This window comes from Candidatus Sericytochromatia bacterium, assembly GCA_035285325.1.
In the GTDB taxonomy this organism is placed as follows: domain Bacteria; phylum Cyanobacteriota; class Sericytochromatia; order S15B-MN24; family JAQBPE01; genus JAYKJB01.
The window spans coordinates 1-13,585 of the sequence record JAYKJB010000049.1 but is presented as its reverse complement, the minus strand read 5'-3'; the positions used below and the strand labels follow the sequence as shown (position 1 = coordinate 13,585).

Annotated in this window: 14 protein-coding genes; 13 read left to right on the top strand and 1 reads right to left on the bottom strand. The window is 66.6% G+C overall.

The annotated features are described in order from the left end of the window. The 11 genes from VKP62_06535 to VKP62_06485 all read left to right on the top strand — a co-directional run. On the top strand, positions 1-366 hold a 366-nt coding region (locus VKP62_06535), incomplete at its 5' end, for a hypothetical protein (protein MEB3196845.1). Further along, positions 363-1,364, top strand: a complete 1,002-nt coding sequence (locus VKP62_06530; protein ID MEB3196844.1) for a glycosyltransferase — start codon at positions 363-365, stop codon at positions 1,362-1,364. The genes VKP62_06535 and VKP62_06530, both read left to right, overlap by 4 nt. Next, a complete protein-coding gene (locus VKP62_06525) occupies positions 1,361-2,596 on the top strand; it encodes a glycosyltransferase family 4 protein (GenBank protein MEB3196843.1) in 1,236 nt (411 codons plus the stop codon). Before VKP62_06530 ends, VKP62_06525 begins: the two co-directional genes overlap by 4 nt. Before the next feature lie 14 nt (positions 2,597-2,610). Next, positions 2,611-3,456: a transketolase gene (locus VKP62_06520; GenBank protein ID MEB3196842.1), complete on the top strand. Its 846-nt coding sequence runs from the start codon at positions 2,611-2,613 to the stop codon at positions 3,454-3,456. Positions 3,457-3,489: 33 nt separating this feature from the next. After that, positions 3,490-4,467 (top strand): transketolase C-terminal domain-containing protein, encoded by a 978-nt coding sequence (locus VKP62_06515; protein ID MEB3196841.1) that lies wholly within the window; start codon positions 3,490-3,492, stop codon positions 4,465-4,467. Positions 4,468-4,483: 16 nt separating this feature from the next. Further along, entirely contained in the window at positions 4,484-5,461 is a 978-nt protein-coding gene (locus tag VKP62_06510; protein ID MEB3196840.1) for a diacylglycerol kinase family protein, read from the top strand. Between the two features lie 141 nt (positions 5,462-5,602). Next, on the top strand, positions 5,603-5,773 hold the full coding sequence (locus tag VKP62_06505; protein ID MEB3196839.1) for a hypothetical protein: 171 nt from the start codon (positions 5,603-5,605) through the stop codon (positions 5,771-5,773). Positions 5,774-5,958: 185 nt separating this feature from the next. After that, complete coding sequence (gene topA, locus VKP62_06500) at positions 5,959-8,178, top strand: type I DNA topoisomerase (protein ID MEB3196838.1); 2,220 nt, start codon at positions 5,959-5,961, stop codon at positions 8,176-8,178. Between the two features lie 45 nt (positions 8,179-8,223). Beyond that, positions 8,224-9,423, top strand: coding sequence for a glycosyltransferase family 4 protein (locus VKP62_06495; protein MEB3196837.1), 1,200 nt, complete (start codon positions 8,224-8,226; stop codon positions 9,421-9,423). Further along, positions 9,416-10,282: a 2OG-Fe(II) oxygenase gene (locus VKP62_06490; protein MEB3196836.1), complete on the top strand. Its 867-nt coding sequence runs from the start codon at positions 9,416-9,418 to the stop codon at positions 10,280-10,282. The genes VKP62_06495 and VKP62_06490 overlap by 8 nt, the downstream gene beginning before the upstream one ends. A gap of 145 nt (positions 10,283-10,427) precedes the next feature. Then, positions 10,428-11,078 (top strand): hypothetical protein, encoded by a 651-nt coding sequence (locus VKP62_06485; GenBank protein MEB3196835.1) that lies wholly within the window; start codon positions 10,428-10,430, stop codon positions 11,076-11,078. A 15-nt stretch (positions 11,079-11,093) separates the two neighbouring features. Here the strand turns inward: VKP62_06485 and VKP62_06480 are convergent, their stop codons facing one another. Continuing rightward, entirely contained in the window at positions 11,094-12,011 is a 918-nt protein-coding gene (locus VKP62_06480; GenBank protein ID MEB3196834.1) for a glycosyltransferase, read from the bottom strand. Positions 12,012-12,192: 181 nt separating this feature from the next. Between VKP62_06480 and VKP62_06475 the strand changes: the two genes are divergently transcribed. Further along, positions 12,193-13,356, top strand: a complete 1,164-nt coding sequence (locus VKP62_06475; protein MEB3196833.1) for a glycosyltransferase — start codon at positions 12,193-12,195, stop codon at positions 13,354-13,356. A 5-nt stretch (positions 13,357-13,361) separates the two neighbouring features. After that, a partial coding sequence (locus VKP62_06470) for a hypothetical protein (GenBank protein ID MEB3196832.1) occupies positions 13,362-13,585 on the top strand: 224 nt, incomplete at its 3' end.

Genomic DNA, 13,585 nt, shown 5'->3' with positions numbered 1-13,585 from the left:
CGATTGTTTCGCCGAGGGGTCGCCTGCTTCGAGGGCGATCGCCTGCACGCCCACCCCCGCATCGTCGGAGAGGTCGGTTTCGTGGACGCACCGCTCGTTCATCACGCCTATGACACGGTGGGCGAGTACATTGCCAAAACCCGCGCCTACACCGATCATGAAGCGCGCGTTCGCGTGGCCGATGGCGAGCGGCGACGCCTGCGGGATGTCTGGCTGGCGGCCTTGCGACACGTCTGGTATCGCGGCTGGAAATTGGGTGGCTACCGTGATGGCTGGGTGGGGATGCGCTACGTGCTGGTGACGGCCCTGTATCCCGTCTGGGAGACCTGGAAAATCTGGCGACAGCAGCCTCGGAGGCGCATGTGACGGGGACCCTGCCCTTCATCTCCATCGTGGTGCCGGCCTTTGGGCGACCGGCTGCCCTGGCGGCCTTGTTGGAGGCCCTGGCGGACCAGAGCTACCCGACCGGTTCCTTCGAGGTGCTGGTGGCGGACGACGGGACCGTTCCGCCCCTGGCCGAACAACTGCCCCAGCGACACAGCCCGTTCTCCCTGCGCTTCCTGCGCGCGCCCAACGCGGGCCCCGCCACGGCGCGCAATCGGGGGGTGGCGGAGGCCCGCGGCACCATCATCGCCTTCACGGACGACGATTGCCTGCCGGAGCCTGGCTGGCTCGATGGCATCGCCGAGGCCTTCGACGACCCCCTCTGCTATGCCGTACATGGCCCGGTGCGCTCGGCCGTGCCGCCGATCGAGGCGCTGGTCCACTCCGTGCGCCTCGGGCCGCAGGATGGCGTGGCCACCGCCAATTTCGCCATCAAGAAGGATGTCCTGCTCGGCATCGGTGGTTTTGACGAGACCTTCGGGGCGCCGTTTTTCGAGGACGAGGATCTGATCCGGCGCTTGCGCGAGTGGCTGGGGGAGCCCAGCTGGTCCGAGGCCGTGGTGGTGCAGCATCCTCCGCGCCCGATTGCCTTTGCGGGGGCCTGGCGCGCTGCCGGCTACCTGCGCTGGCTGCCCTACATGCAGCGCAAGCACCCGGAGGCCTGGGGGGGGATGGCTCCAGGCGTCTGGCGCCGCGTGGCGCTCAAAAGCGGGTTGCTGGGCCTGGGACTCTCGCCCTTGTTTGGAGCGCCGGCCCTGGGCTGGCTCGGGCTGGCCGCACTGTTCGCCTGGCAGGCGCGTCGCCTGAAGCGCGGGTTGAGCCAGGCGATCGCCCATCAGTGGCGCATTCCCCTGGGCAGCCAGCTGGCTTTTCTGGGCTTGGAGTGGTTGCTCGACTTCAAGCGGGCCTGGGCCTTGTGGCAGGGGCGCCGGGTCGAAACCAAGCCGCCGGCCCCGATCGAGCAGGAGTTGGGCTTTTGAGAATCGCCCTGGTGTGTGCCGAGGTGATTCGCGAGAGCGGCCATGGGCGCTACATGCTCGAACTGGCCCGGCACCTGGCCACGCGTCATGAAGTGCACGTTTTCAGCCATCTGTTCCAGCCCGTCGAGGGCGTCGTGCATCGCCCCGTGCGGGCCCACGAGGGCATCAACCTGTTGCGCCTGCTCACCTTCTGGTGGAATTCGACGCGCGCGCTGGCCGATGAGCCGTTTGACGTGGTGCATACCGTCGGGGGCTGCTGTGCCCGCCGGGACGTGGTCACGGCCCAGTTCTGTCAGCGAGCCTGGGGGGCTGAACTTCAGGCTGCCGCGGTCCGCGAGCGGGAGGCGCGGCGAGCCGGCTTGCCCGTCATGCAGCCGCTTCCCAGCTGGCGTCGGGCCTACCATCAGCTCTACTGGCGCGTGGCGGACCGCTTCGAGGCCCCCGCCTTTCAAGGGGGCGGCACCCGGGCCCTGATCGCGGTCTCGGCGCGCGTCAAGGCGGAACTTGAACACGCCTATGGGGTGGCGGGCGAGCGCATCACCGTCGTGCCCAACGGGGTCGAACCGGCTGATTTTGCCGACACCCAACTGGCGCCGCTACGCGCGCCCACGCGGGCCGCCTTGGGGTTAGCTGACGATGCGCCGGTCCTGCTGTTCGTGGGAGACTTTCATCGCAAGGGGTTGGCCTGGGTGCTGCAGGCCGTGGCGCGCATGCAGGCCCGCACGGCGCAGTTGATCGTGGTGGGCCGTGGCGACCTGGCAGCTTTTCGTGCCCTGGCGCAGCGCCTGGGGGTAGCGGAACGGACTCATTTCGTGGGGTTTCAGGCGGAGCCGCGCCCTTACTTCGCGGCGGCGGATGCCTTCGTCTTTCCCACCTGGTACGAGCCTTTCGGCATGGTCGTGGTCGAGGCGCTGGCGGCCGGCTTGCCCGTGGTCACCAGCACCCTGGCCGGTGCTTCCGATGCCGTGCAGGACGGCGTCAACGGCTTTTTGCTGCCTGAACCGTCTGATGTCGGGGCGATCGCCGCTCACCTGGACGGCCTCTGTCTCGATGCCCCGAAGCGACTGGCCATGGCGCGTGCCGCTCGGGACAGCGTCACACCCTATGCCTGGTCCCGCATCGCGGCTCGGACCGAGACGGTCTACGATGAGGTGGTGCAGGCACGCGCGGCGCGCCGGCTCGGCTTGTCCGGCCCTGATTCGCCTGGTACGATGAGGCGGCCTTCCCGCTGACGAAAGGTTGCAAGATGACCGCCGACGCTGCTCGCCCCGAGGCCCCCGACGCCTTGCATCGCCTCGCCTGGCGCCTGCGCAAGGACGTGCTGGAGATGATTGCGGCCGCCAACTCCGGACACCCCGGGGGCTCGCTGTCTGCCATCGACTTGATCACGGCCCTGTACTTCGGCGTCCTGAAGCACGACCCCGCCCAGCCGCTTTGGGCCGCGCGTGACCGCTTCATCCTCAGCAAGGGGCACGCGGCCCCTGCACTCTACGCCGTGCTGGGCGAAGCCGGTTATTTCGACCGGGCACTTTATCCCACCCTGCGCCAGCTTGGCAGTCCGTTGCAGGGGCATCCGGAACTCGGCAAGCTGGCCGGCGTGGAAGCCTCGACGGGTTCCCTGGGGCAGGGACTTTCGATCGGCCTCGGGATGGCTGAGGGGGCCCGGATCACCGGCACGCAGGCGCGGGTGTACGTGCTGATGGGCGACGGCGAGCTGGACGAGGGACAGGTTTGGGAAGCGGCGCTGTATGCTGGGGCCAAGGCCTGCGAGAACCTGACGGCGATCGTGGACGTCAATGGCCTGCAACTGGATGACAGCACGGCCGGGATTCTCCCGCTGGAGCCGCTGGCCGACAAATGGGCCGCCTTCGGCTGGCACGTGGTCGAGATCGACGGTCACGACTTCGCCCAGATTCTGGCGGCCTACCGTGAGGCGCAGGCCACCAAGGGCCGCCCCACGGTCATTCTGGCCCGGACTGTCAAGGGCAAGGGCGTGTCCTTTATGGAGCACAACAACGAGTGGCACGGCGCCGCCCCCTCTGCGGAGCAGTTGCGTCAGGCGCTGGCAGAACTCGCGACGGTCACGGCCTGAGCACGACGCCCCGAGAAGGAGGCCACACGAACCATGTCGATTCGGGAACGCAAACTGGGGGCGGCCACGCGAGATGCCTATGGCGAGGCAATCGTGGAACTGGGCCGTCAGGAACCGCGGGTGGTGGTGCTGGATGCCGACCTCAGCAAGAGCACCAAGACCCAGGCGTTTGCCCGTCACTTTCCGGACCGTTTCCTGAATGTCGGGATCGCGGAAGCCAACCTGGTGGGCATGGCTGCGGGACTTGCGACCTCGGGCCTGATTCCCTTTGCCAGTTCCTTCGCCTCGTTCCTGATCTGCAAGTCGTTCGACCAGTTGCGAATGGGGGTCGCCAACCCGCGCGTCAATGCCAAATTCGTCGGTTCTCACGGCGGCATCTCGCTGGGCGAGGATGGAGCGTCGCAAATGGCCGTGGAAGACATCGCCTTGGCCGTGGCCTTGCCCCATTTTCAGGTGCTGGTGCCGGCTGACGCGGTGGCTACGCGTGCCTTGACCCTCGCGATGGCCGCCCACGACGGGCCCGTGTTCATGCGCACGGGGCGCCCCAAGGCGCCGGTGGTCTACGCCGCCGACGAGACCTTCCCGCTCGGGGGTTCCAAGCTGCTGCAGGAAGGCCGTGACCTGACCATCGTGGCCAACGGCCTGCTGGTGTTCGAGGCCTTGCAGGCGGCTGACATGGCGGCAGCGGCGGGTCTTTCGGTGGGCGTGCTGGACTGCTACAGCATCAAGCCACTCGATGAGGCGGCCGTGGAGCGGGCGGCCCGTCAGTCGGGCGCCCTGCTGGTGGCCGAGGAACACCTTACGACCGGGGCCCTGGGGGCGAGCGTCGCCCAGACCGTGGCACGACGCCACCCCGTGCCGATGGACTTTGTCGGGGTGGAAGACCGCTACGGCGAGAGTGGGACGCCGGAGGCCCTGATGGCGCACTTCGGACTGACCGCGGCGCACCTTTTCGAGCGCGTGCAGCAGCTGGTGGCCCGGAAACGCGAGCAGGCCGGGGTTCCGGCCTGAGGTGACACCCGAGACCGTGCTTTCGGAGAGTTCGCCGCCCCTGCAACTGGACCTGCCCTCCCGAGACGTCGCCCGACGCTTGGCCGTGGTCATCCACAACCCGGCCGCAGGCTCCGGTCCGACCAAGCAACGTGTCGAGTTCGATGCGGTGCGAGAACGCTTCGAGACGCATGGCTGGCAGTGCGGCTTCCTGGCGACGCGCTTTCAGGGGGATGGGGCGGAAGCGGCGCGGCTGGCGCTGGCCGCGGGCGCCGACATGGTGGTGGCCATGGGGGGGGATGGCACGGTCAACGAGGTCGTGCAGGCCCTCGCTTACCAGCCTGTGCCGCTGGGTGTGATTCCCACCGGTACGATCAACATTCTGGCGCGGGAACTGAACCTGCCGCTGGACTATTTGAAGACGATCGATGCGTTGGTGACGGGCGAACCCCGAACGATTGACCTGGGCCGGGCCAATGGGCGCTATTTCGCCTGCATGATCGGTCTGGGCTATGACGGAGACGCGACGCTCAACCTGCTGCCCCAGCTCAAGGCCTGGTCGGGACCGTTCGCCTACTGCGTGGCAGCCTTCCAAACTTACACGCGCCACAAGGCCGTGCGGGCGCGCATCACGCTCAAGATGGGCCACAAGACCCGCAAGTTGCGACGCCTCGTTTACATGATGGTGGTCAGCAACGGCGGGCTCTATGCCGGCGGCGTGCTGAAGTTCACCCCGGAGGCCAATATGGCCGATGGCATCCTGGATGTCTGCGTGATTCGCTCCGGGCGCTGGTACCGGGCATTGCTGCACGGATTGCTGACCTTGCTCGGACAGCTGCGGCAGGTGAGTGACGTGGAGTTTTTCCAGGCCACCTCCGTGCATTTCAAATCGTCGCGGCCCTTTCCTTACCAGCTCGATGGAGACCCCGCGGGCCATTCCCCCGTCACGGTCGAGATCGCGGCAGGGGCGCTGCGGGTGATGGCGCCGCCACTCGTGGCGCCAGCCTCCGATTGACCTTTGGCGCTCGGCCGGTTGGGCGGCGTCGCTCACCTGGCGGGCCAGGTCTGCCCCCGTCCGCTCACTCAGGGCCCGAGCGGGCTCAGGCGGGCCTCCTGTGCCTGCTTCGTTGGCCCTGCGTGGTATACTGGCGGCGCTATGCTGCAAATCATTCAGCAAAACCTGGGCCCCCTGCTGGGCTTCCTCTGCACCACTGCTGCGGTGCTGTTCATCGCCTGGGGGGCGCACCGGACGGAACGTCCCGGGGCCCTGGAAGCCTTGCAGGCCGAGGCGGAGGCCAAGCGCGCGGAAGGCCCTGACGCCCCCTAGCGGGGAGCCTCCAGGTGCCTGCTTGCGCATCGCTGGTCTAGCCAACACTGGAGGCCCGGCGGCATTCTGGTCTTATGTCACGAATTTCCGGCGCCTGATGTGGTATATCCTTGAACGCCGCCGTCTTCGGGACGGTCAGGCAGCCCCTTAGCCCGGCAGCGTCGCCGGCCAGAATCGAGACCAACGTGGCCAAAAATCTCGTCATCGTCGAGTCGCCCGCCAAGGCGAAGACCATCGAGAAGATCCTCGGCAAGGACTTCGCGGTGAAGGCCTCGGCCGGTCACGTGCGCGACTTGCCCAAGAAGGGCATCGGGGTCGACGTGCGCAAGAACTTCGCGCCGAAGTACGAGGTCTTGCCGGACAAGCTCGAAAAGGTCAAGGAGCTTCAGCAAGCCGCCCACAAGGCCAAGACCATTTACCTGGCGCCTGACCCGGACCGCGAAGGGGAGGCGATCGCCTGGCACCTGGCCAGCATTCTCGCCGACACGGCCGCGGAGACCGGGGCCTCGCTCAAGCGCATCGAGTTCAACGAGATCACCAAGGATGCGATCCAGCGTGCCATCAAGAAGCCCCGCGACATCGACCTGCCGCGGGTGGATGCCCAGCAGGCCCGGCGGGTGCTGGACCGCCTGGTCGGTTACAAGATCTCGCCGTTGCTCTGGATCAAGGTCAAGCGGGGCCTCTCGGCCGGTCGGGTGCAATCGGTCGCGGTGCGGCTGATCTGCGACCGGGAAAAGGAGGTCCAGGCCTTCGTTCCCCAGGAATACTGGACGATTGCGGTGGATCTGGCGGCCGGCAAGTCTGTCTTCGCCACGGACCTCGTGCGCTGGCAGGGACGGCGCATCAGCAGCGGCAAGAAGGAACAGGACAAGGCCAAAGACCCGGAGGCTGAGAAGGGCGACGGTGGCAAGGAACTGGTCATCGCCGATGGGCTCACGGCGCAACGCATCCAGGCGGCCCTCGAGGCCGGGACGGCCAAGGTCGCGCGCATCGTCACCAAGGAAAGCAAACGTCAGCCGACCCCGCCGTTCATCACCTCCACGCTTCAGCAGGAGGGCAGCCGGCGCTTTGGTTTCACGGTCAAGCGCACCATGGCGCTCGCGCAGCAGTTATACGAGGGCATCGAACTGGGAGCCGAGGGGCCGGTGGGGTTGATCACCTACATGCGAACCGACTCGATTCGCGTGGCCAAAGAGGCGCAGGAGGAGGCAGCCGGCTTCGTCACCTCGACCTGGGGGGCCGACTACTTACCGACCGAAACGCGTGCCTTCAAGTCCAAGAAGGGCGCGCAGGACGCCCACGAAGCGATCCGGCCCAGCAGCGTCCTGCGCACGCCGGAATCCCTCAAGAAGGTCCTCAAACCGGATCAGTGGAAGCTCTACTCTCTCATCTGGCAGCGCTTCCTGGCCTCCCAGATGTCCAACGCGCTGCTTTCCACTTTGTCGGTGGACATCGAGGTGGCGGAGGGGGTTCTGCGGGTGACCGACACCAAGGTGCTCTTCGCCGGCTACCAGAAGGTCTATGAGGAGCTCTCCGAGGATGAGGAGGCGCCCGCCGATGCCCTCCCGCCGGCCAAATTGCCGGACCTGAAGGAAGGCCAAGCCCTGACGGTGCGAAGCGTGCAGCCCAGGCAGCATTTCACCCAGCCTCCGCCCCGTTTCACCGAGGCCAGCCTGGTCAAGGCCATGGAGGCGGAGGGCATCGGGCGCCCCTCGACCTACGCCCCGACCATCGCCACGATCCAGGACCGGGGCTATGTGGTCAAGGAAGGGCGGGCGCTGCAGCCGACTGAACTCGGCAATGCCGTGAACTCTCAGCTGGTGCTGCACTTCCCGGAAATTGTCGACCTCAAGTTCACCGCCGATATGGAGAACAAGCTCGATGGTGTCGAGACGGGCGGAGAACCCTGGCAGAGCCTGATCGGCAATTTCTACAAACCTTTCAACGAGACGCTCAAGAAGGCCGCGAAGGAGATGGAGGCGATCGCCATTCCGTCGGGTGAGTTCTGCGATGCCTGCGGCAAGGAGTTTGTCATCAAGAGCGGGCGATACGGGGACTTCCTGGCGTGCAGCGGCTATCCTGAGTGCGCCAACAAGAAGCCCTACTTCAAGAAAATCGGCATGACCTGTCCGACGTGTGCCGTCGGGGACGTGATCGAGAAGCGTTCGCGCATGGGCAAGACTTTCTATGGCTGCCAGCGCTGGCCCGATTGCAATTTCACCACCTGGGATCTGCCCACGGACCAGCGCTGTGAGAAGTGTCAGAGCGTGATGGTCCTGAAGCGGATGCTGAAGACCGGGCGGACTTACCTCAAGTGCTCCGTGAAGGAATGTGGGCATACCAGCTACGTGGTGAAGAAAAAGGCCGCGGATGAAGCGCAAGTTGAAGGTGAACAGCCCGCTTGAGGTCGGCTCCGTCGCCGCGTTCGCATGACCGGGGCGGGCGGTGACGTGCGCGTCTTGCTGGTGGGACCGGACCGCCGGTCCGCGCAAGTGTGTGGAGACGACATTGTCACGCGGGTGCTGCTGAGCCATCCCCCGACGGGCGTGCGCTACGACCATTTCGAGGCAGCCTTGCAGTCAGGGGCGATCGCCCGCACGCGCTGGACCGAGGCCTGGCTGGCCTCGTTGTGCATGCATTCTCGTCCGCCCGCTGGTGTTCCCTATGTCTGGGGGCCCCTGCCACCCTGGCGGTATCGCCTCTGGGGGCGCCTGCTTCCCGATCGGCCGGATGAGGACGTGCAGTGGCTCGCGGCCTCGCGGGCCGACCGCTGGGACCTGCTCCACGCCTGGGCCTATCCCGTCGGCCTGGTTGGCGCCTTGCGGCGCTTGCCGCTGATCTTGCACGCGGCGACGGGCAACACGGACCTGCTGCGCAACTATTATGGTTACTCGGCGGACCTGACCCGACGGGTGGCCGCCCGCGACACCCGCCTGTTGCGGGCGCTGGGGGTGGCCCACGACCTTTATGCGACGCAGCAGGCGCGTTGCGTGATCGTGGCTTCCCGCTACGCCTGGGACTTGCACCTGGCGGCGGGGGTGCCTGAGCACAAGTTGCGGCTGCTGCGCATCGGCCTGGAGAGCCCGCCGAAGGACACGCTGGCTGTCCAGCGGGATCCGTCGGTGTGTCGCTTCACCCTGGTCGGCCACCAGTTCTGGCGCAAGGGCGGACGTGCCGTCGTGGCCGCCTTTGCCAGGCTGCGTGCCCGCCATCCCGAAGCGCGCCTGACGATCGTCAGTGCCGTGGCTCCGCAGGACCTGGGCATCGACCTCACGGGCGTGGAACTGATTCCGGCCCTGCCTCGCGAGCTGATCTATCAGACCGTGTATCCCCGCACGGATGTGTTGCTGTTGCCCTCCCTGGCGGAGGGCTACGGAATGTCGGTGGTGGAGGGCATGTCCTTCGGCCTGCCCGTGATTGCCTCGCGCATTTCGGCCTTGCCTGAACTGGTCCAGGAGGGGGTTTCGGGCCTGCTGGTCCCCCCCGATGACCCGGAGGCGCTGGAGGGGGCCATGCGTCGATTGCTGGAATCCAGCACGCTGCGTGTGCAATTTGGCCAGGCCGGGCGCGCCGCCTTTGTTCGGGAACACGCCTTGCCCGTGACCCAGGCTGGCTTGCGTCGGATCTATCAGGAGGTGCTTCATGGCTGAAACCTGCCCGCTGTCCCTGTCCGATTGGCTGGCAACCGATGCGCTGCCCCGTTTGCGCCAGGCAGCTCCTCGCTATCAGCAGGCGGAGCCGTTTCCTCATCTCGTGCTGGACGGGTTTTTCGATGAGGCGCGCCTGCGTGGGCTGGGCGAGTCCTACTACGATGGCCTGGATGCGCGTTGGCACCGGTTCAACGATGCCAGCCGCGAAGTGAAGTTGCAGATCGATCAAGATGAGCACTTCCCGCCCCCGGTGCGGGCATTGCTACACGCCCTCAATTCCGCCCCGTTTCTTCGCGAACTGTCCGAATTGACCGGCATTCCCGGTCTGGTGCCGGACCCGTATCACCTCGGGGGTGGGATGCATCAGATCCTGCCAGGCGGCAAACTGGCGATTCACGCCGATTACAACTTGCACCCGGTCATGCGGCTGAATCGTCGCTTGAATTTGCTGGTGTATCTCAACGAGGACTGGCAGGAGGATTTTGGCGGCCACCTGGAATTGTGGGACCGCGAGATGCAGGCCTGTTGTCACCGGATCGCGCCGCTGTTCAATCGCCTGGTGGTGTTCCAGACGGACAGCTCCAGCTACCACGGACATCCGGATCCGCTGCGTTGCCCGGAGCATCGCTCCCGGCGCTCCTTGGCCCTGTACTACTACACCCAGGAGGGCGCCGACGACTTGCGGGCCTCCGGTGGGCACAGCACCCTGTTCAAGGCTCGCCCCGGGGAGCGTTTCGGGGCCTCCCCGTACCTTCGTCGCGTGGGTACGGCCGGGCGGCTGGTGACCGAGGCCGCCAAGTTGCTGGTCCCCGAGGGGGTGAAGCAACTGCTCAGGCGCGCTCCGCGAGGAGGCGCGTGAGCGCTGACCGGTGTGGCCACCAGCGTGCTCGCTGGCGATGACACCACTGCGAACCGGATGCGCCTCAGAACGCCTCCGGGCTGCGATTGCCTGCGTCAGGCTCCCTCTGGCGCATTTCGGGCCATTCGTGTATGAATCCTTCAGCATGGGCGAAGAAAAGATGTTGCTCACTCCCTCCATGGTTGATCAAGCCTGCGAGACTCTGGCACGCCAGGGCTGGCTGCTGGTGGCTGATCCTGCCCTTCCCTCGCTGGCGACGCTGGTAGCGGGGGAGCCGATCCGCGGCTCGTGGTGGGGTCACCCGGCGGGCAAAGCCATTTACGCCCTTTCGGATGCGCTCCAGCGGCGCCCGGACGTGATGGTGGTCAAGCTGGTTGCCGGTAAGTTGACTTACATCCATGCCCGCCTGTGGCCGGCGCTGCTCGGCGTGGCCATGGCCGGGGAGCCCTGGCAGGTGCAGAAGCTGAGTGCCGAGGCGAAATGGTTGCAGTTGCGGATGGCTGACAAGGGCCGCATTCGCCTCGACCAGATGCTTCACGCCGACTGGGCCGCTCGTGACCTGGCGCGAGCCGCCAAGTTGCTGGAGAGCCGCTTGCTGATCTACAGCGAGGACATCGAGACCGAACGCGGGGCTCAGACCCGCGCGCTCGAGCCTTGGCAGCACTGGCGGGAGCGCACCGGCTACGACACGCCGCCCCTGGCTCCCCAGGAAGGACGCCAGGCCTTGATCGAGGCGGTGGCCCCGCTGATTCCTGGGGGCAAGGCCGCGCGGCTGATGCCCTGGCCCGCCAGTTGAGGGCGGCGGCGTTGCTCAGCAGGCAGGCAGCGCCTTTTCCACCGGTCTCTCCGGCCTTTTCTTGCGGACACGTTTGCGGAAGAGGACGCGGTCTTTCAATTCGAATGGCACCATCAGGCAGGTGACCAGCACGGTCGGCAACCACCCGTAAAAACGGTAGACGAACCGTCGGATCGACTCTCGCCGCACCATGGGGGGCTGTTGCTGGGTGGGATCACACAGCACCGCCTCGCTGCCCGGATGCAGAAAGATGCCCCAGCCCTTGAGTTTGGCTCGCATGCACCAATCCCACATCTCCCCGCCCGCGGGATACGCCGCGGCCATTCCCCCGACATCCAGCATCGCGGCCCGGCGAATCAGCACGCAGCCGCCCTCGGCGGCATCAATTTCCTTGGGCGTGGTGACCAGCCGATTGAAGGCATAGTGCAGGCGGGGAACCAGGGGGTGCCCGCCCAGAGCCTCACGGCAGGCGCTCAGGGGGGTCGGGAAGAAGCGGCAGGAGGGTCGGTCTTGACCCTGTTCGGTCACATAACGCGGCACGACCGCCCCGATCCACTGGCCGCCGTCGGCAAAGCGGACCATGTCCTGGACGGCCGAGGACGTGGGCCTGGCGCTGCCGTCGAGCAGCAGCAGGTGCCGGCCCCCCGCAGCTCGGATGCCGATGTCGTAGAGGCCGCCCAGCGACGTTCCGGGACTGGCCTGGTATACCAGCAGCAGCGGGAAGTCCTGACGAAGCGCGACCAGCCGAGACGCGTCCTCGCTGGCCACGACCAGAATGACCTCGTACGAGAGGGGCAGACGCGCCTCGCGCAGGTCCACCAGGGTCGCCTGCAGTGACTCATCAATCGCCTGCACGACCACGATGATCGAGATGGCGAGAGAAGGAGCCCGTGAAAAAGCGAGCGGTTCAATTCGGGGGCGGACGGCCGGCAAGAGCGAACCCTCCACGGCGTGTTCGGCTGTCTGCAGATGAAGCCCGTTCCGGTGTCGAAATTCGTGTTTTCAGTGTAACGCCCCAGCCTCGGCGAGACGGTGATCGACAACGCAAGCGGGCGGGTGTGGGCAAGTGGCTCGACGGAGGCGCGGGTTATGCGCTACAAGGGAACCTACCGCGATGCGACTCACCGTGCTTTCCCACTCTTGTATTGTGCCCACCAACCAGCGCTTCTACGCGGCCCTGGCTGCGCAGGGCGTGCACCTGCAACTGATCGTGCCGGCGCTCTGGCGGGAAGACATCCAGGGAGCCATGCGCCCGGCTGTGCGGGACCCCGGCCTCGAGGCCCTGTGGCAGCCCGTGCAGGTCTGGAATTCCGGCAGCGTTCCATTGCACACCTACCGCACCGATTTGCGCCGGGCGTTCTATCTGTTTCAGCCGGATGCCATCTACTGCGAGAACGAGTCCTACGCCGCCTCGACGATTCAGACGGCGATCGCCAACCGCAGCTCGGTGCGCCGTCCGATGTTGTGTCGCAACAATCAGAATCTGGTCAAGCGGCATCCCTGGCCGTTTCGCCTGGCAGAACGCTGGCTGCTGCGCGACATGGCGTGCGTCAATCTCGTCAACGAAGAGGCCGGACAGCGCCTGCGGGAGAAGGGCTATCGCGGTCGTCTGGCCTACATGCCCTACGGCGTGGATCTCGACCGCTATTACCCCAGAGAGACCGGCTCGCTGCGGGCGGAATGGGGCAGTCCGGCCTTTGTCTTCGGTTATCTCGGGCGACTGATCGAAGAGAAAGGCCTGCGCGTGCTGGTGGAGGCCTTCCAACGCTTTCATCCTGAAGAAGACGTGGCGCTGGTGATCGTGGGGGATGGTCCTATGCGGGAGTCTTTGTGCGTCATGCTGGAGCATCCCGGCCTGCGGGGGCGAGTTCGCTGGGTGCCGGCGGTGCCGCATGCCGCGGCTCCGGAATTGTTGAGTGCCTTCGACGCGCTGGTGCTGCCCTCGCTCACCCGCCCGGGCTGGAAAGAGCAGTTTGGGCGCGTGCTGATCGAAGCGGCGGCCTGCGGGACGCCCGTGATCGGCTCCGACAGCGGCGAAATTCCGCACCTGATCGACCGCTTGGGCCATGGCCTCACGGTCCGTGAGGGGCAGGTGGACGCCCTGTATCTGGCCATGCGCCGTCTGCGTGAGGAGACGGAACTGCGAGACGCGCTGCGCGAGCAGGGCCGTCGAGAGGTGGCGCAACAGTTCGATGTGGAGGCACTGGCTTATCGCTTCAAGCAACTGCTCGACAGCCTGGTGGCAACCCCGCTGCCCGGCCTTTCGGAAGCAGGTTGAGCGCCGTGCGCATCGTGCTGGTCTGCCCGATCTATCCGCCGCGCCCCGGCGGCCTCGCTGACCACACGGCGGCTTGGGCACGGGCGATCGGCGGCCATCTCGGCCACGAGGTGGTGGTGCTGACAGGCCCCGGAGCCGAGGACCAGCACGACCCGCGCGTGTCCCTGGCCGAGCCGCTCGAGGTCTGGCACGGGGCGCGTTTTCGAGAGGCCATCCTGGCCTTGCAGCC

Coding starts and splice junctions, on each gene's coding strand:
- VKP62_06520 (MEB3196842.1), top strand. CDS start 2,611: ATGACCGCCGACGCTGCTCGCCCCGAGGCCCCCGACGCCTTGCATCGC.
- VKP62_06515 (MEB3196841.1), top strand. CDS start 3,490: ATGTCGATTCGGGAACGCAAACTGGGGGCGGCCACGCGAGATGCCTAT.
- VKP62_06505 (MEB3196839.1), top strand. CDS start 5,603: ATGCTGCAAATCATTCAGCAAAACCTGGGCCCCCTGCTGGGCTTCCTC.
- VKP62_06490 (MEB3196836.1), top strand. CDS start 9,416: ATGGCTGAAACCTGCCCGCTGTCCCTGTCCGATTGGCTGGCAACCGAT.
- VKP62_06485 (MEB3196835.1), top strand. CDS start 10,428: ATGGGCGAAGAAAAGATGTTGCTCACTCCCTCCATGGTTGATCAAGCC.
- VKP62_06475 (MEB3196833.1), top strand. CDS start 12,193: ATGCGACTCACCGTGCTTTCCCACTCTTGTATTGTGCCCACCAACCAG.